21 protein-coding genes and 1 tRNA gene are annotated in these 23123 nt (G+C 33.7%); 8 read left to right on the top strand and 14 right to left on the bottom strand.

The window, feature by feature from the left end:
* Positions 1-4: 4 nt before the first annotated feature.
* The 7 genes from OCV67_RS05980 to recJ all read right to left on the bottom strand — a co-directional run bounded on the left by OCV67_RS05980 (position 5) and on the right by recJ (position 8476).
* Entirely contained in the window at positions 5-268 is a 264-nt protein-coding gene (locus OCV67_RS05980) for a winged helix-turn-helix domain-containing protein (RefSeq protein ID WP_147643077.1), read from the bottom strand.
* A 13-nt stretch (positions 269-281) separates the two neighbouring features.
* The gene (locus tag OCV67_RS05975) at positions 282-473 is read right to left on the bottom strand and encodes a helix-turn-helix domain-containing protein (protein WP_147643076.1); all 192 of its coding nucleotides are present in this window, start codon (positions 471-473) and stop codon (positions 282-284) included.
* 291 nt (positions 474-764) lie between these two features.
* Entirely contained in the window at positions 765-2120 is a 1356-nt protein-coding gene (rlmD, locus tag OCV67_RS05970; RefSeq protein ID WP_147643075.1) for a 23S rRNA (uracil(1939)-C(5))-methyltransferase RlmD, read from the bottom strand.
* Positions 2121-2123: 3 nt separating this feature from the next.
* Complete coding sequence (hemZ, locus tag OCV67_RS05965; RefSeq protein ID WP_147643074.1) at positions 2124-3590, bottom strand: coproporphyrinogen dehydrogenase HemZ; 1467 nt, start codon at positions 3588-3590, stop codon at positions 2124-2126.
* Positions 3574-4215: an MBL fold metallo-hydrolase gene (locus OCV67_RS05960; protein WP_147643073.1), complete on the bottom strand. Its 642-nt coding sequence runs from the start codon at positions 4213-4215 to the stop codon at positions 3574-3576. Before OCV67_RS05960 ends, hemZ begins: the two co-directional genes overlap by 17 nt.
* Positions 4216-4228: 13 nt before the next feature.
* The gene (locus OCV67_RS05955; RefSeq protein ID WP_147643072.1) at positions 4229-6412 is read right to left on the bottom strand and encodes a RelA/SpoT family protein; all 2184 of its coding nucleotides are present in this window, start codon (positions 6410-6412) and stop codon (positions 4229-4231) included.
* A gap of 27 nt (positions 6413-6439) precedes the next feature.
* Positions 6440-8476 (bottom strand): single-stranded-DNA-specific exonuclease RecJ, encoded by a 2037-nt coding sequence (gene recJ / locus OCV67_RS05950; protein WP_147643071.1) that lies wholly within the window; start codon positions 8474-8476, stop codon positions 6440-6442.
* A gap of 192 nt (positions 8477-8668) precedes the next feature.
* Here recJ and OCV67_RS05945 point away from each other — a divergent pair, with 192 nt between their 5' ends.
* The 4 genes from OCV67_RS05945 (at position 8669) to OCV67_RS05930 (ending at position 13243) form a co-directional block, all read left to right on the top strand.
* A complete protein-coding gene (locus OCV67_RS05945) occupies positions 8669-9343 on the top strand; it encodes a response regulator transcription factor (protein WP_147643070.1) in 675 nt (224 codons plus the stop codon).
* Positions 9344-9591: 248 nt separating this feature from the next.
* On the top strand, positions 9592-10347 hold the full coding sequence (locus tag OCV67_RS05940) for a sensor histidine kinase (protein ID WP_262644361.1): 756 nt from the start codon (positions 9592-9594) through the stop codon (positions 10345-10347).
* A 105-nt stretch (positions 10348-10452) separates the two neighbouring features.
* On the top strand, positions 10453-11220 hold the full coding sequence (locus OCV67_RS05935) for an ABC transporter ATP-binding protein (protein ID WP_147643068.1): 768 nt from the start codon (positions 10453-10455) through the stop codon (positions 11218-11220).
* Entirely contained in the window at positions 11213-13243 is a 2031-nt protein-coding gene (locus tag OCV67_RS05930; RefSeq protein WP_147643067.1) for an ABC transporter permease, read from the top strand. Before OCV67_RS05935 ends, OCV67_RS05930 begins: the two co-directional genes overlap by 8 nt.
* 54 nt (positions 13244-13297) lie before the next feature.
* Here the strand turns inward: OCV67_RS05930 and OCV67_RS05925 are convergent, their stop codons facing one another.
* Positions 13298-14179 (bottom strand): polysaccharide deacetylase family protein, encoded by an 882-nt coding sequence (locus tag OCV67_RS05925; protein ID WP_262644359.1) that lies wholly within the window; start codon positions 14177-14179, stop codon positions 13298-13300.
* A gap of 184 nt (positions 14180-14363) precedes the next feature.
* On the opposite strand from OCV67_RS05925, the gene spoIIP reads away from it, so the two are divergent.
* Positions 14364-15488 (top strand): stage II sporulation protein P, encoded by a 1125-nt coding sequence (gene spoIIP / locus OCV67_RS05920; protein ID WP_147643066.1) that lies wholly within the window; start codon positions 14364-14366, stop codon positions 15486-15488.
* A gap of 5 nt (positions 15489-15493) precedes the next feature.
* Positions 15494-15811, top strand: coding sequence for a hypothetical protein (locus OCV67_RS05915; protein ID WP_147643065.1), 318 nt, complete (start codon positions 15494-15496; stop codon positions 15809-15811).
* Here the strand turns inward: OCV67_RS05915 and OCV67_RS05910 are convergent.
* Positions 15780-16367, bottom strand: a complete 588-nt coding sequence (locus OCV67_RS05910; RefSeq protein ID WP_147643064.1) for a hypothetical protein — start codon at positions 16365-16367, stop codon at positions 15780-15782. The genes OCV67_RS05915 and OCV67_RS05910 overlap by 32 nt on opposite strands.
* 270 nt (positions 16368-16637) lie before the next feature.
* On the opposite strand from OCV67_RS05910, the gene OCV67_RS05905 reads away from it, so the two are divergent.
* A tRNA-Arg gene (locus tag OCV67_RS05905) sits at positions 16638-16712 on the top strand.
* 622 nt (positions 16713-17334) lie between these two features.
* Positions 17335-18453 carry a hypothetical protein gene (locus tag OCV67_RS05900; protein ID WP_147643063.1) on the top strand — a complete coding sequence of 373 codons (1119 nt, stop codon included), beginning with the start codon at positions 17335-17337 and terminating at the stop codon, positions 18451-18453.
* Between the two features lie 41 nt (positions 18454-18494).
* Here OCV67_RS05900 and epsC read toward each other — a convergent pair whose 3' ends face one another.
* From epsC to OCV67_RS05875, 5 genes are read right to left on the bottom strand one after another with little or no spacing between them, the layout of a single operon-like run.
* Positions 18495-19385 (bottom strand): serine O-acetyltransferase EpsC, encoded by an 891-nt coding sequence (gene epsC / locus OCV67_RS05895; RefSeq protein WP_147643062.1) that lies wholly within the window; start codon positions 19383-19385, stop codon positions 18495-18497.
* A gap of 29 nt (positions 19386-19414) precedes the next feature.
* Positions 19415-20161, bottom strand: coding sequence for a thioesterase II family protein (locus tag OCV67_RS05890; protein ID WP_147643061.1), 747 nt, complete (start codon positions 20159-20161; stop codon positions 19415-19417).
* Positions 20162-20173: 12 nt separating this feature from the next.
* The gene (locus OCV67_RS05885) at positions 20174-21664 is read right to left on the bottom strand and encodes an SDR family oxidoreductase (RefSeq protein WP_147643060.1); all 1491 of its coding nucleotides are present in this window, start codon (positions 21662-21664) and stop codon (positions 20174-20176) included.
* A gap of 5 nt (positions 21665-21669) precedes the next feature.
* Positions 21670-22329 (bottom strand): 4'-phosphopantetheinyl transferase family protein, encoded by a 660-nt coding sequence (locus tag OCV67_RS05880; protein ID WP_147643059.1) that lies wholly within the window; start codon positions 22327-22329, stop codon positions 21670-21672.
* Positions 22310-23065, bottom strand: a complete 756-nt coding sequence (locus tag OCV67_RS05875) for a thioesterase II family protein (RefSeq protein ID WP_147643058.1) — start codon at positions 23063-23065, stop codon at positions 22310-22312. Before OCV67_RS05875 ends, OCV67_RS05880 begins: the two co-directional genes overlap by 20 nt.
* Positions 23066-23123: the final 58 nt, after the last annotated feature.

Below are 23123 nucleotides of genomic sequence, written 5' to 3'. Positions count from 1 at the left end.
ATTGTTAACTTAAGGACCAAGTCCCTTTTGTAACATTTTTAATCTTGCCTTTTGACTTTAAATTGGTTCTTGCCCAACGAAGTCGGTAATTCAATTTAGTTCCAAGACCACTTTCATCCTCTAGCTGAACTATTTCATCTGGCAATTCTAAAACCTCAATTACTTTTTGATTAATCTGCTTAGTTGTTGCGGTACCATTAAGTAATTCCAATGACTTAATAACAGCCTCTTCAAGCATACTATTTGAGGGAAAATAATTATTCTTCATAGGGTATACCTCCTTAAATCTCGGCACTTTTTCCGCTTTTTACCCATGCATCAAGTTCAGTTAGTTTAAATTTCCACTGTTTGCCAATCTTATGTGCCGGAATGCTTTTATCTTTTCTTAACCATCCACGAACAGTCCCAGGTTTCACACCTAAATATTCTGCTGCTTCATCTATGCTAATCCATTTTTCTTGATTATCATTCATCCTGATACCTCTCTATTTAATCGCACAATGATACCAATACAGTATATCATTCAATTATGAATTTTTCAACGTATTTGTAGTGATTTGATGTTATTTGCTATCATTTATAGTCATTTGTATTTTAAGTAGATACCATTAAACATTTTCGTATGGTCAACCATTACTACACTATGCCATACGGTCAACCTTATTAAATAGCCATAGAATTCAACCTAAAACGCAAAAAATCCGAGGACTTGGATTTGCTACCAAACCCTCGGAAATGCCTTGTTTTCAAGCCTTTTTCGGTATTTACTTCTGTACTTTTGACATCAACACTACGCACTCGACATGTATCGTCCTAGGGAACATATCAACCGACTGGATTTTTTCGGCGATATATCCATTTTGACAAAGATATGAACAATCTCTTGCGGCAGTAGCCGGATTACAAGAAACCATAATAATTTTTTTCGGATTCATCTGCAATACTGAATCCAGAGTCAGATTATCACAACCCTTTCTAGGTGGATCAAGTATTATAATATCAGGTATTATACCGGATTCTTTAAGCTTTGCTGCCGCTTTGCCGGCATCCGAACAAATAAATTCTGAATTAAAAATATTACTGCTGTGTGCATTTTCCATGGCATTTTTAACAGCTTGAGGTATAATCTCCACTCCGATAAGCTTTTTGACTTTTGATGCCATTGAAAGACCAATAGTACCGGCCCCACAATAAAGATCCAGTAGAATTTCATTTCCTTTAAAGTCGGCAAGATTTGCAGCAACAGCATACAATTTTTCTGCCTGATTAGTATTCACCTGATAAAAGGCTTCTGGTGAAATATTTATTTTATTACCGCACATTATATCCTGAATTTCGTTTTTCCCCCATAAGGTGACAGTTTTTTTACCTAAAATCACATTCGTATTTTCAGGATTAATATTCATTACTATACTTTTTATGTCCTGATATTTTTCTGTAAGAACTTCACATAATCTTGTAAATTTAATAGCTAATGCTTTAGTAACAACAAAGCATACCATTATTTCTTTTGAATGAAATCCTTGTCTGATAAAAATATGACGAAGTAATCCTCTCCCTGTATTTTCATCATACCCTTTTATATTATTCTGTAAAGCAAATTCTATAACATCACTGGCAATATGGTCAAATATATCCGGAAGAAGTTTGCACTCACTGCCAGATATAATACGGTGACTTCTCTTAGCATAAAAACCATACACCGGCTTATTATTTACTGTTCCTACAGGATACTGTGCTTTATTCCTGTATTTATCAGGTAAATCACATCCCAAAATAGGTAAAAATTCAGTATTAATATTACCAATTCTTGTAAAAGCGTCATATACAAATTTTTCCTTAATTTTAAGCTCACTGTCATAACTTATGTGACGTAATGAACACCCTCCGCATTTAGGAAAATATTTACAATCAATTTCTATTCTGTCAGCAGACGGTTTTACTATTTTTTCCACTTTTCCATATGCATAATTTTTTAAAACCTTTACTATTCTGGCTTCTATAATATCACCGACAGCCGTTTCCGGAATAAATACTGCCATTCCGTCTGCTCTGCCTACTCCGTTTCCCTCCGATGTAATATCGGTAATTTCAAGTGTTACGATCTGATTTTTATCCATAAATCAATTTTTCTCCAATGGTTTAATAATCTTGTATATAAGTTCCTTTTTCTTCATAAGCTCATCAAATCTGTTTATATATTCAAAAGGAAATTTATAGTTGTGAATCCTTGTTATCTTTCCGTCAGACTCAATCAGTTTGGTTGACGCTGCACAACCGGCACCCAGAATGATCTGAGTTTCATCCATTATAAATATATTATAAAGACTCTCTTTGCCTTCCTTAGCGAATCCGATATTTTCTAAGTTTTCAAGAGTATTTTTCTGACGGTAGAGATAGTACGGCATATATCCTTTTTTCGGAAGAATATCTATACTCCTGTTTACCATATCATACGCCGGATTATTTTTAAATGTACTTATATTCTCCTCATATAACTTTGCTGAACGTTTTATTGTAAGGGTATGTACTGTAATGCTTTCGGGATCAAGTTCCGTTACTTTATCAAGAGTATTGCAGAAGCTTTCAAAAGAATCGCCGGGAAGACCGGCAATCAAATCCATATTAATATTGTCAAATCCTAAGGATCGTGCAGAATAAAAAGCATTTATAGTGTCCTCAGCAGTATGACGGCGTCCGATAATTTTTAAAACCTCATCATTCAAGGTTTGAGGATTTACTGATATTCTTGTCGCACCGTTTTCTTTGATTACTTTCAGTTTGTCAATAGTTATGGTGTCTGCACGTCCTGCCTCAACATTATATTCTCTAACTTTTGAAACGTCAATGTTTTCAGAAAGAGTTTTCATAATAATATCAAGCTGCGATGCTTCAACGGACGTTGGAGTACCGCCTCCGAAATATACAGTATCAATTTTAAGATTTAAGTCTCTGATAATTTTTCCCAGTATTTCAATTTCACGGCAGAGAAATCTTATGTAATCAGGTATTAGTTTTCTGGCGCTTTCAATAGAATGTGAAACAAATGAACAGTAACTGCACCTGGAAGGACAAAAAGGTATAGAAACATAAAGGCTTACCGTATCAGAATCTATTTGCTTTAAAAGCGGAATCTGATTTACAGCAGTCATATAAACAAGCTCAAGACGTCTGTCCGAAACCATATACTTATTCTTTAAAGCTTTAAATGCCTGTCCCTTGCTCATTCCGTTTTCAATTAAAGCGGACATTTTTTTTACAGGTCTTATTCCGGTCATAAGCCCCCATGGAGGCGTAATCCCCGTAAGCTTTTGCAAACACAGGTAAATAAGCCTGCAAATTTCATGCTCACAATTATTTCTATCGAAACTTTCATTAGGAATTTTATATGCTTTTCTAGCTTTCATACCGTTAATACGGCAATAAGCAAAAAGATAGGTAAATTGTCGGCATTCTTTCAATTGAGACATTACAATATCACCGTCAGCATCTGTAATGTCATAATGAAAGGTAAATCTGGATGGAACAAAAAGCTTTACCGTTGCTTCCGTTTCATATTTAAAATCGTGACCTTTAAATAAAATCTTCATAAGGATTTCCTTTTAAATATGGATTATTTTTTCTCTCATATGCAAGAGTACTGGTTTCATTATGCCCGGGATAAATATCATAATCTCCTTCCAATTTTGCAATTTTCTGAAGTGACTTAAACATTTCTCCCATATTTCCGCCCGGAAAATCCGTTCTTCCCATTGATAGTTTAAAAAGTGTGTCACCTGTAAAAAGCGCATTACCGCATTTATAACAGACTCCTCCCCTTGTATGACCCGGAGTATGAATGACCTCAAATGAAAGCTCATCAAGGATAATAACATCACCGTTTGTTACTGTTGTAAATTTCGTAATTTCATTGAATTGACCCGCACCTATTGCGTCAGCCAGACTTTTTGTACGACTTGCAAGCATAGGCGCATCTTCTTCATGTATGTAAACCTGTGCGCCGTATACGTCAGCCGCTTCACCAGCTGCACCTATATGATCATAGTGTCCATGAGTAAGCAGAATTTTCTTTAAAGTAAGTTCATGTTCGTCAAGAAGATTTTTTATTCTCTGAAAGTCACTTCCCGGATCTATAGCAACAGCATTTTTATTTTCTGTCTCAATAATATAACAGTTAGCTAAAAGCTCCCCTACCGGAATACGATAAATTTTCATAATTTTCTCCAATCTATATCTTAGCTCTTTCAACAGATACAACATTTTTAACACGTCTTAGCTTTTCAAACAAATTATTAAGCTGTTCGGTACTTGCTATAGTAATAGTCGCTTCAAAAAGAGCATTTCCGTTTTTTAAATTTCTTGAAGAAGAATGAACAATAGGAATCCTTGCCTCTGTTAGAATCGCCGTAATATCATAAACCAAACCGACTCTGTCCAGAGCAGTAACTTCAATACTGGTCTGAAGACTTGTCTGTTCACTATCAGTCCACTGAACGTCCATCCATCTTGCAAGTTCTTCAGGATTATTCCTCTTTACAGCCGAAAGATAATTTGTACAGTTTACAGTATGAACAGATATGCCATGACCTCTTGTAATAAATCCCACAATTTCATCACCCGGAAGAGGATTGCAGCATTGAGCGAATTTCACCGTACAATCATCTATTTTGTCCAGAATAATACCGCTGCTGGGTTTATGAACCGGTTTTATCACAGCGGTTTCCGGTTCATCATCCGTCTGATATAGCTTAATATACTTATCTTTCAGCCTCGGCATAATTTTAGAAAGCATAACGCCGCCGTAACCAATTGAAGCGTAAAAATCATCTAATGTGCTGCAATTATGACGTTTTAAATCGTCACCCAGAAATTCTCCAAGCTCTTCCTCAGGAACTCGTATTCTGAAATGCCTGAATTCCTTTTCCAATTCAGTTTTCCCTGTAATAATATTTTCTTCCCTGCATTCCTTTTTGAACCATGAACGAATTTTTGATTTTGCTTCATTAGTCCTTGCAATATTTAACCAAGCTCTGTTCGGACCTTTATTCGGTTCATTGCTGGTTATAATCTCACATATTTCTCCGGTATGAAGCTTATAGTCAAGAGGTACGAGCTTACCGTCAATTTTTGCACCGATCGTCTTGTGTCCTATCTGAGTATGAATCCTGTAAGCATAGTCAATAACTGTAGAATCTACGGGCAATGAAATGGAATCCCCCTTAGGAGTCATAACTACTATATCTTCCGGTGCAAGGTCTGTCTTAATAATACGCACTATTTCTTCAACATCATCAGAAGTCTGCTGTGCTTCAATTACCTGACGCACCCATGCCAGACGCTGATCCATCTTATCAGTACGCTGAATACCTTCTTTATATTTCCAGTGTGCAGCGATACCGTATTCAGCCGTAGCATGCATATCCCATGTTCTTATCTGAATTTCAAAAGGTATGCCCTCCTTACCCAGAACAGTAGTATGAAGCGACTGATACATATTAGCTTTAGGAGTAGAAATATAGTCCTTAAATCTGTTTGGAATAGGTCTGAACATATCATGAACCAAACCCAAAACATTATAGCATTCCCCTACTGTTGAAACAATAATTCTTACAGCATATTTATCATAAATTTCTTCAATTGATTTATGATGAACAAACATTTTCTTATAAATGCTGTAAATGCTCTTTACACGCCCGTCAATTTGAGGCGGCTTTATAAATTCCTGATCTCTGAACCGGTAAGCTATGGTATCTTTTATGGAGGTTATAAAGGCTTCACGTTCGCTCTTTTTTATTTCCAGAATATGTTCAATTTCAGAATAAGCAAAGGGATCAAGGTAATGAAAAGCCAGATCTTCAAGCTCTTCTTTAATTCCTCTCATTCCGAGACGATGAGCAATAGGAGCGTAAATATTCATAGTTTCATGAGCCGTATTGCGTTGTTTAACACTTGGACGAAATTTCAATGTACGCATATTATGAAGTCTGTCAGCCAGCTTAATAATAATAACTCTTATATCCTGAGACATGGCAAGAAGCATTTTTCTTACATTTTCCGCCTGCTGTTCCTCCTTATTAAATATAGGAACTTGATTTAATTTTGTAACACCGTCAACCAGCATAGCAACATCCTGACCGAATCGTTTTTTTACTTCATCAAGAGTGACAGGCGTATCTTCAACAACGTCATGCAGCATTGCAGCACAAATCGTATCGGTATCCATTCCCAATTCTAAAAGTATATATGCAACGGCAAGAGGATGAATTATATATGGCTGCCCCGACGAACGAAACTGTCCTTCATGAGCTTTTGCCGCAAATTCATATGCCGTAATTATTTTGCTGAGATCATATTGCTTATCATCAGTCAATATTTTTTGAATAAGCAGATCTATTGTATATTCTTCTTTCATAGTAGCAACTCCTTTCTTATAAAAAGATCAGACTGTAAGTTTATTATTAATTTTATTTCTAAGATCCTGTAAAATTTCAGAGTTATCCAGATTTGCCTTAGGAGCATTTTTCACCACATTGATTTCCTGGGAAAACATATCGGCATTAACAAGTCCGAGTTCACTGAAAATATCAACGCAAAGCCGCAGTTTACAGTAATTCATATCCTGCGACATTGCAGACATATACAGAGTATCCATACTGAATCTTCCGCCTGCAATAGTTTTATAGACAGATACAAGCTCTCCTCTTTCTGGGCATATGCGATTATAATATGTAACCGGCAGATCTTCATTTCTTTTATATTTTTCATAAGTTTCTTTAGCTGCAAAATATTTTTTCTGTTCAATACCATTTTTCCGGAAATCTTTTACTATTATGCATATGGATTTTCTTCCGGCATACACCTGTGCTTCAAGCGTAACCATAAAATCAGCTCTGTCACCCTTTTTCAGAAAAATATCTTCAGGAGAATATCGAAAAATAAGTGCGTCCATGAAAGAGCCCCCGTAACGAAGCTTGAGCTTAGTATGTATACCCTTTGAAAGCGGCACAATATCTTCAATCACTGCACCGCACAATGCAAATACAGGCTGACGGTTTCCCTCACCAAAAGGTTCAAGTATCTGAAGTCCTTCAATATTATTTACATTTATTTCATCGGGAAGTATAAGCTTATCGGCAGTAATATCCGGAACCGGCATCATTCTGAAATTAATTTCAGCAAACTCCTGAATACGCTTATTAAAATCTTCTATCTTAGAGGTTTCAATAGAAAATCCTCCTGCGCCAAGATGTCCGCCGTATTTTATAAGAAGATCCGAACAATAGTCCAGAGCTTTGAAAATCGAAAAATCACCGAATGAACGTGCGGAACCTCTTGAAATCTCCCCTTCTATGGTTATCATAAAACAAGGTTTATCAAATCTTTCCACCATTCTTGAGGCAACGATTCCAATAACTCCGTGACTCCAGTTTTCTCCGCTTAAAACTAAAACTCTGTTATATAATATTTCCGGTACGCTGTTTATTTTTTCATTTATCGAATCAATAATTTCATTTTCTGCTTTTTTACGTTCACTATTTAGTCTATCCAGTTCATTTGCTAGCATTTCCGCTTCTTGTTCGTTATCGGTAAGCAGAAGCTTTGCCGCAAGGGACGGCGAACCAAATCTTCCTGACGCATTTATTCTGGGAGCAATTCCAAAGGCAAGAGATGTTGACGTAATTGGTGATTTCAGTCCGCTTTTTTTAATAAGAGCATTAATTCCGCATCTTTCGGAATTAACTAAAAGCTGAAGTCCTCGGCTTACGATAAAACGATTCTCTCCGCTCAAAGAAACAATATCGGCAACTGTGCCTATTGCCGCAAGCTCTCCGTACTCGTTCATAGCAGCTTCAAAATCCCCATTTTCCAATGCTGCAATAAGTTTCAGCACAACTCCTGCTCCGCACAAAAACTTAAAAGGTGAATCACAATCTTTTCTATGAGGATTTACAACAGCTTCAGCTCTTGGTAGCTTTTCGCCAGGCTGATGGTGATCGGTAACAATAAGTTTCATTCCCAGCTTATATATCAATTCTGCTTCATCTATAGCAGAAATTCCGTTGTCTACAGTGATGATCAGATCTACTCCCTGTTCAGCAAGTTTTTTTACTGCGTCACTGTTCAAACCGTATCCCTCTGAACGTTCCGGTATGTAGTAGGTTACGTTTGCGCCCATACATTCCAAATATGAAAACAGCATCACTGTAGACGTTATGCCGTCGCAGTCATAATCACCGTATATACATATACTGTCAAAATCTTCAACAGCTCTGTTAATTATTTCTGAAGCTTCTGTCATATCCTTGAGAATAAACGGATCTGAAAGCTTATCTGTATTTAAATATTCTGCTGCCTCCGCTGCATTCTTAAATCCTCTTGAAGCAAGAACGTCTCCGCAAAGGCCAGTTACTCCGCTTTCCTTAACAATTCGTTCAGAATATTCTTTTTCCGGTTTCCTAACAATCCATCTTTTCATAGATTCACCTATCCTAATATACTTTTATACTTATTATAACATTTATATCAGAAAATTACAAGATATTTAATAAATCAGAAATTCGTCAACATGATAATAACCTACGGTTATATGTCAAATATCAACATTGACGCTGATATAAAAAAATGATATAATTTTTAAGTAGAATTATTTTAAAAAGAGGTTTTTAAAATGTATAAAATTTTGATTATAGAAGACGACAGTGCTCTTTCTAAAATTATGAAAAAGCACATAGAATCATGGAATTATGATGTAAAATGCATACGCAATTTTCAGAATATAATACCTGAATTCACGGAATTTGATCCTCACCTTGTTCTTCTTGATATTATGCTGCCTTTTTTCAACGGATATCATTGGTGTACTGAACTGAGAAAGATCTCAAATATACCAATAGTATTTGTTTCATCTGCTTCAGACAATATGAACATTGTTATGGCAATGAATATGGGCGGTGATGATTTTATTGCAAAGCCTGTTGAACCAAGCGTGATGATTGCAAAAATTCAGGCAATTTTACGCCGTACCTACAACATGACAGATAAGACCCCCGTTTTAGAGCACAAAGGAGCAATACTCAATTTAAACGATACCACATTATTATATCAGGACAGCAAAATTGAGCTGACTAAAAACGAATTTCGTATTTTACAGACGCTCCTTGAAAATAAAGGAAAAGTTGTAAGCCGCGATACTCTTATGACAAAGCTGTGGCAGATAGACTGCTATGTTGAGGAAAATACTCTTACTGTTAATGTTACCAGACTTCGCCGCAAGTTGGAAAGTGCGGGTCTGACTGACTTTATTAAAACCAAAATCGGATATGGTTATATAATTGAATTGTGAGGTGCAATATGAAACTACACATTCTAATATGGAAATATATTTGTCAGTATAAATATACTGCAATAGTATTTATAATATTTACACTGATTTTTGCGGGGATTTTTTCATTATATAACCTGGAAACCGAAGCCGTTCTCTATGCGGCAATACTTTGTTTATTTATTTCGTCTGTATTAATTATATTTCACTTTTATAATTTCTGCAAACAACATAAAAAACGACATATGATTTTAAGTAACATTTTAATCATGACTGAAAATTTACCCGAACCTAAAACTCTTGCAGAATCCGATTATCTGGAAATGATAGAAAAGCTAAGAAACATAAACCTTGCAAATGTAACAAAATATACAAATGAACGCAGTGAAAGTATTGACTACTATACAACCTGGGTACACCAGATAAAAACTCCCGTTTCTGTAATGTCTATGATTCTACAGAGTAAGGATACGGACGAATATCGTCAGCTGTCTTCCGAATTATTCCGGATAGAACAATATATAGATATGATACTTTGTTATTTCAGACTAGACAGCAGTTCTTCAGATTTTGTTTTTAAACAGTATAATTTAGATAAAATAATAAGAAATACTATTCGAAAATTTGCTTCTCAGTTTATCTCCAAAAGAATTAAGCTTCAATATGAACCGACTGATATATTTGTATTGACAGATGAAAAATGGCTGTCTTTTATCATAGAACAAATTCTTTCAAACGCTGTAAAATATACTGAATCCGGAAAAATTACTATTAAAGTAAAAGATGAGATTCTGCAAATCAGTGATACCGGAATAGGAATTGCTCAAGAAGACCTTCCAAGAATATTTGAGAAAAATTTTACCGGCTATAACGGCAGAGCGAATAAAAAATCCACAGGATTGGGGTTATATCTCAGCAAAAAGGCGGCGGACAAGCTTTCCATCAGAATAAGCGCTGAATCTACTATAGGAAAAGGCAGTATTTTTTATATTGATCTTCACTCGGATAAACTGAAAATAGAATAACCTTACAAAAATGTCACATAAAACTGCCGTAATGTCACACAAATCAATTTTGAACTTTTATTTTTTCTGTTATACTAAATACAGAAATTTAAGGAGGTTTTCAAAATGGCAATATTAGAAATACAAAGCCTTGAAAAAATTTATACTGCACGTTTCGGCAGCAATCAGGTGCATGCGCTTACGGATGTATCATTTTCTGTGGAACAAGGCGAATATGTGGCGATCATGGGCGAATCAGGTTCAGGAAAGTCCACGCTGCTTAATATATTAGCAGCGTTAGACAAACCTACAAAGGGTGATGTTTTCCTTGAAGGAAAGCCGCTTTCAAAAATCAAAGAAAAAGAGATCTCAACTTTTAGGCGTGATAATCTGGGATTCGTTTTTCAGGATTTCAATCTATTGGATACTTTTACTCTTCAGGACAATATTTTCCTTCCGCTGGTTCTCTCCGGTAAAAATTACAGGGATATGATCAGCCGTCTGCGCCCTATAGCGCCAAAGCTGGGTATTGAAGAAATTTTATTAAAATATCCTTATGAGGTATCGGGCGGACAGAAACAAAGAGCTGCAATAGCCAGAGCAATTATTACAAATCCAAAGCTGATTCTGGCTGACGAACCTACAGGAGCACTGGATTCCCGTTCATCAGACAGTGTTCTTAAAATTTTCAGTGATATTAACAAAGACGGTCAGACTATTCTGATGGTAACACATTCCACAAAAGCGGCAAGTCATGCCGGAAGAGTACTATTTATAAAAGACGGCGAAGTATTCCATCAGATCTACAGAGGAAACAGTTCCAATGAAGAAATGTATCAGAAAATATCAGACACGCTGACTCTTCTTGCTACAGGCGGTGATAATAATGCGTAAAGGGTTTTACACAAAGCTTGCGGCAAGCAACATAAAAAAGAATTCAAGAACATATATCCCGTATATCATAACCTGTATTATAACTGCGGCAATGTTTTACATAATTAATTCCCTTTCAAATAACGAAAGCATTAAAAAGCTTTACGGCGGTGAAACTATCCTTATAACTCTTGGCTACGGCACATATGTTACAGCAATTTTTGCATTCATTTTTCTTTTTTATACTAACAGCTTTCTTATGAAACGCCGTAAAAAGGAATTCGGAGTTTTAAATATTCTGGGTATGGAAAAACGGCACATTTCAAAAGTGCTTTTACTTGAAAATATTTATATTGCGTTTATTACTATGTTATTGGGTATTATTATCGGCATGGTTCTCGACAAAGCAATGTTTTTGATCCTGACTAAAATGCTCGGAGCCGAACACTCCCCTGGTTTCTACATTTCAAAAGAAGCATTGATCCATACAGTAATTCTTTTCGGCATAATTTTTTTCTGTATCTATCTGAATTCACTTCGTCAGATTCATCTGTCAAAACCTATTGAACTTTTAAACGGCGGAAATGTCGGAGAAAAAGAACCCAAAACAAAATGGTTTATGGCAATACTCGGAGTTATATGTCTGGCTGTCGGATATTATATTTCAGTTACCAGTAAAAATCCGGTTGAGTCGTTAAGTTCGTTCTTAATTGCGGTAATATTGGTAATTGCAGGAACCTATCTCATTTTTATAGCAGGCAGTATCGCTTTTCTTAAATCACTCCGCAAAAATAAACGGTATTATTATAAAACAAAACATTTTACAGCCGTTTCAGGTATGATATACCGTATGAAGCAGAACGCTGTCGGACTTGCAAATATCTGTATACTTTCTACAATGGTACTCATTATGATCTCTTCCACAAGCTCTCTGGTTGTCGGTATGAATGATTTAGTGAAAACAAGATATCCAAATGACATAACGATATATTCTGAAGATATAGATAATGAAAAGAATATTGAAACAATAAAGAATGTAAAACAATTTTTAAATGACAGCAAATCGGATGTAAAAAATGAAATCGAATATAGTTATATTGATTTTTCCGTATTAAAAAATAAAAATCAGTTTTATTATCCGGAAAATACCAATAAAATGAATATGTCTGATTTAGACAAAATAAATACTGTTTTTATGATCTCTCTTGATGATTACAACAGTGTTAATTCAGAAAACGAAACTCTGAATGAAAATGAAGTTCTCATTTATTCCAGACGAAATGAATATGAATATTCTACTATTCAACTATTTGATACAAAATATAATGTCAAGAAAAATATCAAACAGGCTATTAACAACGGTCGATTTTTCTCAAATAACCTTACCGAAAGTATTCAAATCGTAGTAAAGGACAGAAGCGTTCTTGACAAAATAAATAATTATCTGAATGAAAATTTTAAAGAAGATCCTAAAGAAGAACAGGATCTTAAAGAAGAACCGGCATTTAAATATTTATACGGTTTTGATATTAACGGCAGTGAAGATTCAAAAAAATCCTTATATAACGATATAAAAAAGCTTCTTAAGGAAAGTAATTTTATAGGCGATTCGGAATGCGGACAAATTCAAAGAGAAGGCATAAAAGGTCTATACGGAGGAATGTTTTTCCTTGGAATTTTTCTTGGATCAATATTTACAATGGCTACTATTCTGATAATTTATTACAAACAGATTTCCGAAGGGTACGAGGACAAAGAACGGTTCAGGATAATGCAGAATGTAGGTATGAGCCATGCAGAAGTAAAACGCTCCATTCATTCACAAATTATGACAGTTTTCTTTATGCCGCTTATTATGGCAGGTATTCACGTTGCATTCGCATTTCCTATTGTAAAGCAAATTTTAATGATGCTTAACCTTACGAATACCCGTCTGTATATTATTTGTACTATCGTATGCTTTGTTGCTTTTACAATTATTTATGCTGTTATTTATTCTCTCACAGCCAAAATTTATTATCATATTGTAAGCACACGTGATTAAAAAAATCCCCGGTATTTTCCGGGGATTTTTTTATAAGTACTGATAACTATTTCTTTAATGTTCAAGCAATTTTGTCATAAACTCTTCCGTTGACATTTTACTTGAACGATTATATCTGTTGAGTTCAAATAAACAGCTTTCATCATGAGTAATGTAATTCGGCTTTTCAAAGCAATTTAATGCCGCAGAAAATCCAAGATTCTTTAAAAGAGGCACGCTTTCTTTTGAAATGTACCCAAAAGGATATGCAAAAACAACAGGTGTAATACCAGTATTAATTTTCATCAGCGACTGCATAAGCCCGATATCATTGTTAAACATTTCCGCATATTCCTCTTCTGTTTCATAACTGAGCTTTGCACAGCCCTTACGATTATCATTTGAATGCATGTTATATGTATGATTACCGAATTCAATTCTTCCGCTTTTATTCATATCTTTTATATCTTCCCATGTCAGATATGAATATTCAGGCACATGAGGATCATTGACTGAAATATATTCACTGTAATACCCTACAACTGAAACAGTAGCATTCATATCATATTTTTCCAGCAGCGGAATAAGATAATAGCTGTTATTATAAAATCCATCATCTGCTGTTATAACTACCGGCTTTTCCGGCAGCGGTTTGTTATAGTGCACATAATTTACGATATCTTCAACTGATACGCTTGTATATCCATTATCTTTTAGATATTTCAAATCATTTTCAACTATTTCCGGACTGACTATATAATCACTCATACGGCTTGGATTATCTACTATACTATGATACATAATAATCGGTACAAATATCGGATCATCTTCGACGTTATTAAAAGCAATCCAGTGATTTTTTCCAGTTACAGTTATAATTAAAGCAATCAAAATTATTGCGGCATCACATAAAATAATTTTTAATATTTTTTTTATATTACAGCATTTATACATCATCTTACAGCTCCAAAATAATAATTTATTTCTGAGCCGATTTTCATAGGAAATAATAAAATATGCCTATAAGAATCGGTATTATTATATAATATGAAATATTTTTTGAACATATGACGTCATATTTTTATTTTAAATGAATACAATATAAATAATTACCAATAGTAAAATAGAAAGCGGGAGTTTAATGCGAAGAAGAAGAAAAAGAAAATCAAGAGTTATACTGATTTTTTCATCGCTCATTGCTGTAACAGCTGCCGGTATAGGATACAAATCAATTCCGGGTCTTGCCGAAGCTGCCGGCAGACTTGGAGAAGTTAAAGTAGGCTTTGAATCTGATCCAAAAAATTACACAGGTGAAATGGATTTTAATTTTCAAAGTATTAACGGTGAAGATGAAATTTTATCAAGCGGATACGGCTGGCATGAAGAACAGGAAGAAGTTTCAAATACTGAATCTGACAGTGAAGCAGGTCCAAAGCCCTACCCTACCGAATGGAACACAGGAGAAAGCACAGTATATAAAGACACCTTTGAACGTTATAGCGGAGTAAAATATATTGGTCTTGATGACGGCGGACAGGTAAGAAATGAAACTGATATTTCAAACGGCGTACTTTTAGAGGAAAGCCGTCTAATGCCGGAATTTACAATAGAATTAAACGATGAACCCCAGGTACTTATTATGCATACTCATACGACTGAAAGCTTTGAACCCTTTGAAAGAGATTTTTTTGATTCAAGTTTTAATTACCGGACAACCGATCCTTCAAAAAATGTTGTTATGATCGGAGATAAAATTACCCAACAGCTGGAAAATGCAGGCATAGAGGTCATTCATGATACAACTATCCACGACTATCCGTCTTATAACGGATCATATGACAGAAGCGCTGAAACGGTAAAAAAAATTCTGAAAGAATATCCGTCAATAAAAGTCGTTCTGGATATACATAGAGATGCAATAGGAACAAATGACAGCATTATGCAGCCTGTAGTTGAAGTCAACGGTAAAGACGCTGCTCCTGTTATGATTATATCAGGCTGTGACGATGGTACTATGGATATGCCCGATTATATGAAAAACTTCAGATTTGCTTCTCTTTTACAACAGCAGATGTCATCAGATTACACAGGTTTTACACGTCCGATCCTGTTTGATTACAGAAAATACAATCAGGATTTAACTACAGGAAGTCTGTTGATTGAAGTTGGCACTCACGGGAATACTCTTGAACAGGTTGAATATTCAGGAGAACTGCTGGGTAAATCTTTAGCCAAAGCTCTGCTTAAATTAAATCAGGAGAATTAAACATAATGGAAAGAAAACGTAAAATAAAAAGAGCCTCTATACTTGCCGTCTTCATTTATGTAATGATAAACGGTTTTGTATGGGGCTTTATGAAAGCATATTTAAATTCTTATAATATAATAAGCAAGGATCAGCTTGTTATGGCTGAAGTAAATAACAACAATTCAAAAACAGAAATAAAAATACTTAATAAAAAATTTTATTTTGATAAAAATAAATCATTGCAGAATACTGCCGGATTTCTGCTTTACATTATTTTGCCGGACAAAATAAAGACAACAGCTGAGATCGTTATGCAGTGCGAACACTTTGATTTTCCATAAAATTCACAGAATTATATTCTTCACTTATATGAAATTTATTTAAATCGCCTTTATAAATCAATTGAGCTGATTTTATATGTCTGAAATCCTCAGGAGTATGAAGACAGACAGGTTTAGGTATATCAAGATTTATTCCGGATTTTTCCATTATATGTCCTACAAATTGTGAACATACAAATTTATTTTTACGTTTAAACGCAATATGTAAAAAGATTAATCCAAGTCCAATACAGTTATATGAAAAACAATCTCTGTTGTTTTTAAAAAATTCAAGATTTTTTTCAAAGCATTCTTTTTGCTCTTCAGTTACATCAAGTTTATATATTTCACATGGAATAAAACTGAATTTACCCAGCGTACCTTTACCTACAATCTCTTTATTAAATGTTGCCGGCAGAGGTCTGCTCGGTTTATTTCTGCAAAAACTATACATTTCTCCGTGAGTCGGATCCGAAAATACAGATACATGATTATACGGTTTTCTTGTAAAAATTTTCAGTATCTTCGCAATATTGGTTCCAGTCTGACACACTGATATATAAATATGACAGCTCAAAATAATCTCTCCTCATATAATCAATTATCTCCTGAAAGAAAAATAATTTTTAATACGTTCTTTCAAATCAACTTATATTAATACAACAAATATTAACAATTTAAACTAATTAATTTTATACATTTATATTATTCTTTCCTTGATTTTATTATAACTGTTTAATTTTATGTGTTAAATTTTAAAAAAATTATTCATTCAATAAAATTTCATTATTATTATAACATAAACACTTGCAAATTTCAATAGAATCTGGTATAATTTTAATGTAATGTGCCTGTAGCTCAGCGGATAGAGCATTGGCCTCCGACGCCATGTGCGATGGTTCGATTCCATTCAGGCACTCCATGTTGGTGATACTAAATAGCTGTACACCATTTAAAGTCCGTAGCTACGGGCTTTTTTGCTGCTCTAACTGCGAAAAATCAAGGTTAAAAACCATGGATGAATGAACCAAATAAAAAAGATTCGAACTCTCGATTTTTTAATATTTCAGAATTCAGAAGCATATTTGAGAAAAATAATCTCAGATATGCCTTTTCTGATATATGAAATAGTACCCAAAGTTTTAAAAGCCGTTTTGTCTAATATCACGAAAGTTCAAACATTATTATGAAAAAAGGACAATCGGATACCCGTTATTACGATCAGTTTCAAATAGTATACAACGAATACAAGAAAAGAAACACAGTTTTTGAATGCAAACATGGCAGCTTCAAAGTTAAGGAAATTGTAGACGTTGAATATCTGAAAATAGAGCTGCAGCCATTAACAGATTTGAAAAGTGGCTTTAATACTTATTATGTAATACTATCGAATGCAATACTATATTAAAATCATTTTGAAACGATAAGTCTAATTATAAATTTTACTAATATATAACCCTTTATGGTGAATACAGCAGAAAGAATAATCATAGTATTTAATAAAATTATTATTTCAATTGAAAACTTATGAGGATACGATTATTATGTATGCTGAAGCTGAAAAAGTCAAAGATACTTTTGCAAAAGAAAAAGCTGACAAAAATTCTTGTCAGCTTAAAAGAACTGATTCATTTAATGAATTTAAGTTTTTATCTGCTATTGTCAGTAAAAATGAAAGTACTGCACCTATACAAAGAAAATTAATTTATCAAGGAAAGGAATTAAAGCAAAATGACAGTAATGATTTTATTACAAAATATGAAAGAAATAAAGACTATCTGAATTGTTATTCCGATGAAAATAATAATATAAATAAAATTGATGCTAATTTTATAAAATTTAAAGAGCATAGAAATAATCAAAATGATAATTTAATAGAATTTATTAAATGGCTCATAACGGATGAAGATTACTACTATATCGGAAGAAAAAATGATATTATTAATACATTAGTTGACATTGCTTCAAAAATAGAACCGTATGTTTCTATTCCAAGTAACGATCCCAATAGACAAGAAAAAATAGTTAAATCAGCAATTTATAGAATGTACTGTCAAAGTAATAACGATAATATACAGGATCAAGGAATTAATTTGTCTGAACATTTAATAGAATTAGTTAAGAATAAATTAGGCAAATATAAGTCTAAAAATGAATATCAGTTAATTAATAAACCAAATGATTATAATGGGAATAATATGATTCAAAGCAATACTGGCAGCAGAAAGTTTCAATTAGTAAAAGGAAAGTATATTTATAGAACTATGCCTATTAAAGAACTAAATGATTTGATGGGTATTTCAACCAAAAACGAAAAATTTTATAACATAAATCATGATAATGCGAATTTAAATATAATAAATGGTCATGCAGGAAACCTTACTCAGGCTGTTACTTACGGCGGCGTGTTAGTCAGATTTGCAATGAAAGATGAATTTATTAACAGCGTGTCAAACAGAATTCAAGTAGACGGCGGTGAAGGAACTGTTGATAATGAAAAAGTCGGATTGAAAGGAGAAAATGAAGGAATGTTAGGATCATATAGAAATACTCCGGATAAACCCCGTTCTTTCAGCTTTTATATTAACGGTTCAGCCTCTAAAACTTTTCTTGAAAATGTAGAAAACTTTGAAATTTTACAGCTTGGAAAAGGTATACCATAAAAATACATAATTAATATTTAAAACTATCCTACAGGATTATATCATTTATATATCATCTCAAAAGGTTTCATCACAACCTTTGAACCTTCAGATACAGAACTTATTATAAAACAATTTCCGCCAATTACAACATTATTTCCTATAACAGTATCTCCTCCAAGAATTGATGTTCCCGAATACACGGTCACATTATTTCCAAGTGTAGGGTGACGTTTTATGTTCTTTAATTTCTGTCCACCATTTGTTGACAAAGCGCCAAGTGTAACGCCCTGATATATCTTAACATTATCGCCTATTATTGTAGTTTCTCCTATAACGACTCCCGTTCCATGATCAATAAAGAAATATTTTCCTATGGCTGCGCCAGGGTGAATATCAATACCTGTCAGACCATGTGCATATTCTGTCATAATTCTTGGTATAACAGGAATATCAAGCTTATAAAGCTGATGTGCTATTCTGTTTACAAAAATTGCATACAAGCCCGGATATGAAAATATTATCTCTTCTTTACTGTAAGCCGCAGGGTCTCCAAGATATGCAGCTTCAATATCTGTGTTGAGATATTCTCTTATAAGAGGTATCTTCTCCATAAATATCATTATTTTTTCCCTTGATATTTTTTCTATTTTGTCAGCAGGCATTTCTTTGTATCTCATATCCTGTTTCAAAACAAGATTTGTTTGCTTTATAAGATTAAATAATGCGTCTTCAAGAAGCATAGACATATTATTTCCTATGGTATAGAATTTATAAACATTGTTTCTGAAATATCCGGGATACATTATGCTTTGTAGTTTATTAAGTATCTTTATTATTTCCCCCTTGCTTGGCTGCTGAAAAATATCAAGCTTGTCTATAACCCTGTTTTGCCTGTAATCATCTTTTATAAGATTTACAAGACTTTCAATTTTGTTTTCAAAGTCTGTCATATTTTCATACCCTTTTATTAAATTTCAAATTATATTTTTTCTATAATTTTCTTTGCTGTTTTTCCTATTATTGCAGTTATATCCTCAGCGTTTCTTTCAAAGTAAAAATGATCGCCGTCATAAACTTTTATACTGAATATCTCGCTTGTCGTATATTTTTTCCATAAATTTATCTTTTCAGGATCTCCGCCTTCCTTATCCTCAGAGCCTGCAAAAGCAAATATCGGACAATCAAGCGGAGGCTTTTCCTTGTAACGATATTTTTCACAAAGTGTAAAGTCCATTCTTATTACAGGAAGGAAAAATTTAAACAAAGGATTATCCTTTTCTTTTTCATAATCAGCATAATTATAATATTTAAAAAACATTTCATCAGAAAGGTTTTTGGTTGATCTCAATTTATAGTTTTCAGGTGCAACGCTTGCTGATACAAACATATATTCAGGAGACTTGCCTGATATTTCCCGCAAATATTCTGCCGCTTCATATGCCACGATACTTCCTGAACAGTGACCTACGAAAATAAACGGTCTATCAAAAAGCTCCATACTTTCATCTATCATATTTTCTGCAAGTTCAAAAAGAGAATCCGGCATAGGTTCACTCATTCTGTTGTCTCTTGCAGGATACTGAACCGGAAATATGTTCACATCATCTGAAAAATATTTTACCCAGCCTGCAAAAAAGGTTGAACTGCTGCCTGCGTGAGGAAAACAAAATATATTCAGTTTTGCATTTTCATTATTAGTATTATGATTAATCCATTTTCTGCTCATATTCAGATCACCCTAATTAATAATATTTATTATATCCGCCATATGTTTTTTATCAAGACTATTCCACTCAAATCCGTAATTCGCAAGGATCTGTGTTGTTCTGTCACATTTCAAACATAAATCAATAAGCTGTTCTATATCCTTTTCACGCACGTATGTAACCATAGTGATGTTTGAAATAAGATCCTTGTATTTTTCCATATTATCTTTGAGATACTCACAAAATTCTTTCACGGAAACACTTTTGATATTAACTCCGTTTTCTATCATAAGCTCTCCTATTTCTTTCATACTAAGTCTTTGGGGATTAAAAAGATGATATATATGTCCCTCTTCTTCTACAGTCGAAAGTATGTCGATTGCTTCCGCTGCCTGATCTATAAAACTAAAATCAAAGATTTCTGTTTCCATAGCAGGGAAACAGCCTATTTCCATAATCGCCTTGAAGAATTGGAAATATGCGTTGTCGTCTGAGTTCACCTGAAATATGCCTGTTTCATAATTCTGAACAAGATAACCCGGACGATATATTTTAACATTGAGATTATTTTGGTTTATTTCCTTTTCAAGTTCTTTTTCAGCAAGCATCTTTGACTTAAGATAATAATTTGCAGCATATGAATCCTTTTGTACTTCAAGTTCTGTAAACGGCAGAACATTTTTTGCTCTTTCTTCATTATATCCTGTTCCCATTGTTGATATAAAATGAATATCCTTTCTGGTATTAAGTTTTGCAAATTCAATAATTCTTTTAGTACCGTCTACGTTCGTATTATAAAATTCTTCCCAATGTCCATAGTGTCTTAAGATTCCTGCGACGTGGAAAACCGCATCTACCGTTTTTGACAGTTCACTGTATACATCATCATCAAGCCCCAGCTTATCTACCGAAACATTTCCTGAAAGTATTTTCAATCTGCCGCTGTAATTTTTCAGTATATCGTCCTTTTCAAAATACCAATCCATTGCCCTTTTGAACTTTGCCGCTGCTTTTTCATTGCTTTTTTCCCGTACAAGAACCACTATTGAAGTTTTTCTGTTCTTTAATATTTTTTCAATAAGATGGCATGATAAAAAACCGTTCCCGCCTGTTACAAGAACTTTTTTATATTCTTCCCTCTTTCCAAGCTTAATTTCAGAATTATATTTTATGTAATTGTCCATATATCTGTTATATTCTTCTGACGGAACATAATTTTTAAGTTTTTCCGTTAGATAGTATATCTTATCAACATCATCTTTCAGTCCGTCTTTTCTGTATTCAATGACGGGCGCAATTTCTGCAATAGTTGATTTTGAAAAAACCTCCTGCATTGATATTTCAAAAATCTCGCTCATTTTTGTAACCATTATCACAAGATCCTTTGAAGTCCCCCCTGCCATAAAGAAATCATCGTGTATTCCTATGTCAGGCTTATTTAAAATTTCACTCCAAATGTCTTTTAAAATAATTTGCTTTTTTTCAATAGGATCCTTTAGAAATTCTGATTTATTATTTTCCATATTATTTACCTCACTAATTTTATTAAATCTTCTTCTTTAACAAATTTTATTGTCATATCATTTTCAGAACAAACTGAAAGATAATATTTTTCCTTTTTAATACATTTAAACTTACAGCCATATTTTTCAAATACATCAGGTTTATAAGCAAAATCATAAGCCTTAAGACCGTCTGTTATACCTGTACCTGTATATTTAAGATAGCTTTCTTTTAAAGTCCAGAGCTTTGCGGCTTTAGCGCCTGAATTTCCATTCTCTATATATTTCATCTCATCTTCACTGAAAACATACCTTGATATTGTTTTATAATCGTCTATGTATCCTTCAACGTCAACTCCGATATTATTGATATCAGCCGCAACGGATACATATTTACCTGAATGAGATATACTGAAATATATATTTTTATGTTTTTTCAGAAACGGTTTATTATTTTTCCCATAATCAAAATAAAGTTTTTCAAATATTCCGTATTCTTTTTTCAAAGCATAAAGTAACAAAATATATGCGATAAGAGATTTCTTTTTATCATCTTCTCTGCAATATTTTCCACTTTTGATTTTTCTCTCTTCTGTATAAAGTGAATCAAATTTTTTAAGCAGATCATTTGTAACAGTATTAATATTTTCAAAAATATAAACCATATCAGAAAAAAGAAACTTCATCTATAAGATGTCTGACATATTTTTCTCCAAGCTCATAGGGAAAAAAGTGTCCTCCCTTGAATTCTTCAACAGCGGCACCCTTGCTTGTCAGCTGAAACCACTTCGTCATACTGAACACATCTGCCCCATAATCATTGTCGCCTGTATGTGCAATTATCGGAATATCAAGTTTTTCATTTCCGTAATTATAATCCTCGTGAAGCTTATAATCATTTCTGATCCTGTTTATGAACATATTCATATATTCTCTGTTGTTCAGTATCTCATCAGGCGTACCTCCAAGGCGTTTCATCTCATCTATAAGCGATTCATCTGACATCGTGCTTTTAAAGACTGACGGATCCGGCATCTGTGGTGCATGTCTTGCGACCACAAATAAAACCTTGGGAGATATTTTGTATTTTTTCTTAATGCAGCATGCAACAGAAAATGCAATAATCGCACCCATACTATGACCGTAAAAAACAAAATCATCTATTTCAAGAGTATCTACTTCTTTTTTCACTGCCTCTGTAATTTCATATACTACCTTCTTGAAACAATGGTCGTACTTATCACATATTCTTGCGCCCCGTCCCGGCATTTCAGCGGGTATGAATCTGACTTTATCAGACAGCATGTTCCATTTGCTGAAATTTATTCCGCTGCCACCTGCATGATGAAAACAAAAAACATTTTTCTTTTTACTGCTTTTTTCTATTTTGGTGTATGGGAACCACATTTTATTAAGTAACATTTACTTCTCCTTATATCATAGTATTTTACCGGGGGGCAAAAGCCCCCTGAATAAAATT

Origin of the sequence: Porcipelethomonas ammoniilytica (assembly GCF_025567485.1) — a bacterium.
Taxonomy (GTDB): domain Bacteria; phylum Bacillota; class Clostridia; order Oscillospirales; family Ruminococcaceae; genus Porcipelethomonas; species Porcipelethomonas ammoniilytica.
The sequence above is the reverse complement of the archived record's forward strand: the minus strand, read 5'-3'. Positions and strand labels throughout refer to the sequence as shown.

Excerpts from the sequence above, each read along its gene's own strand:
- OCV67_RS05980 (WP_147643077.1), bottom strand. The coding sequence starts at position 268 with ATGAAGAATAATTATTTTCCCTCAAATAGTATGCTTGAAGAGGCTGTT.
- OCV67_RS05975 (WP_147643076.1), bottom strand. The coding sequence starts at position 473 with ATGAATGATAATCAAGAAAAATGGATTAGCATAGATGAAGCAGCAGAA.
- rlmD (WP_147643075.1), bottom strand. The coding sequence starts at position 2,120 with ATGGATAAAAATCAGATCGTAACACTTGAAATTACCGATATTACATCG.
- hemZ (WP_147643074.1), bottom strand. The coding sequence starts at position 3,590 with ATGAAGATTTTATTTAAAGGTCACGATTTTAAATATGAAACGGAAGCA.
- OCV67_RS05960 (WP_147643073.1), bottom strand. The coding sequence starts at position 4,215 with ATGAAAATTTATCGTATTCCGGTAGGGGAGCTTTTAGCTAACTGTTAT.
- OCV67_RS05955 (WP_147643072.1), bottom strand. The coding sequence starts at position 6,412 with ATGAAAGAAGAATATACAATAGATCTGCTTATTCAAAAAATATTGACT.
- recJ (WP_147643071.1), bottom strand. The coding sequence starts at position 8,476 with ATGAAAAGATGGATTGTTAGGAAACCGGAAAAAGAATATTCTGAACGA.
- OCV67_RS05945 (WP_147643070.1), top strand. The coding sequence starts at position 8,669 with ATGTATAAAATTTTGATTATAGAAGACGACAGTGCTCTTTCTAAAATT.
- OCV67_RS05940 (WP_262644361.1), top strand. The coding sequence starts at position 9,592 with ATGACTGAAAATTTACCCGAACCTAAAACTCTTGCAGAATCCGATTAT.
- OCV67_RS05935 (WP_147643068.1), top strand. The coding sequence starts at position 10,453 with ATGGCAATATTAGAAATACAAAGCCTTGAAAAAATTTATACTGCACGT.
- OCV67_RS05930 (WP_147643067.1), top strand. The coding sequence starts at position 11,213 with ATGCGTAAAGGGTTTTACACAAAGCTTGCGGCAAGCAACATAAAAAAG.
- OCV67_RS05925 (WP_262644359.1), bottom strand. The coding sequence starts at position 14,179 with ATGATGTATAAATGCTGTAATATAAAAAAAATATTAAAAATTATTTTA.
- spoIIP (WP_147643066.1), top strand. The coding sequence starts at position 14,364 with ATGCGAAGAAGAAGAAAAAGAAAATCAAGAGTTATACTGATTTTTTCA.
- OCV67_RS05915 (WP_147643065.1), top strand. The coding sequence starts at position 15,494 with ATGGAAAGAAAACGTAAAATAAAAAGAGCCTCTATACTTGCCGTCTTC.
- OCV67_RS05900 (WP_147643063.1), top strand. The coding sequence starts at position 17,335 with ATGTATGCTGAAGCTGAAAAAGTCAAAGATACTTTTGCAAAAGAAAAA.
- epsC (WP_147643062.1), bottom strand. The coding sequence starts at position 19,385 with ATGACAGACTTTGAAAACAAAATTGAAAGTCTTGTAAATCTTATAAAA.
- OCV67_RS05890 (WP_147643061.1), bottom strand. The coding sequence starts at position 20,161 with ATGAGCAGAAAATGGATTAATCATAATACTAATAATGAAAATGCAAAA.
- OCV67_RS05885 (WP_147643060.1), bottom strand. The coding sequence starts at position 21,664 with ATGGAAAATAATAAATCAGAATTTCTAAAGGATCCTATTGAAAAAAAG.
- OCV67_RS05880 (WP_147643059.1), bottom strand. The coding sequence starts at position 22,329 with ATGAAGTTTCTTTTTTCTGATATGGTTTATATTTTTGAAAATATTAAT.
- OCV67_RS05875 (WP_147643058.1), bottom strand. The coding sequence starts at position 23,065 with ATGTTACTTAATAAAATGTGGTTCCCATACACCAAAATAGAAAAAAGC.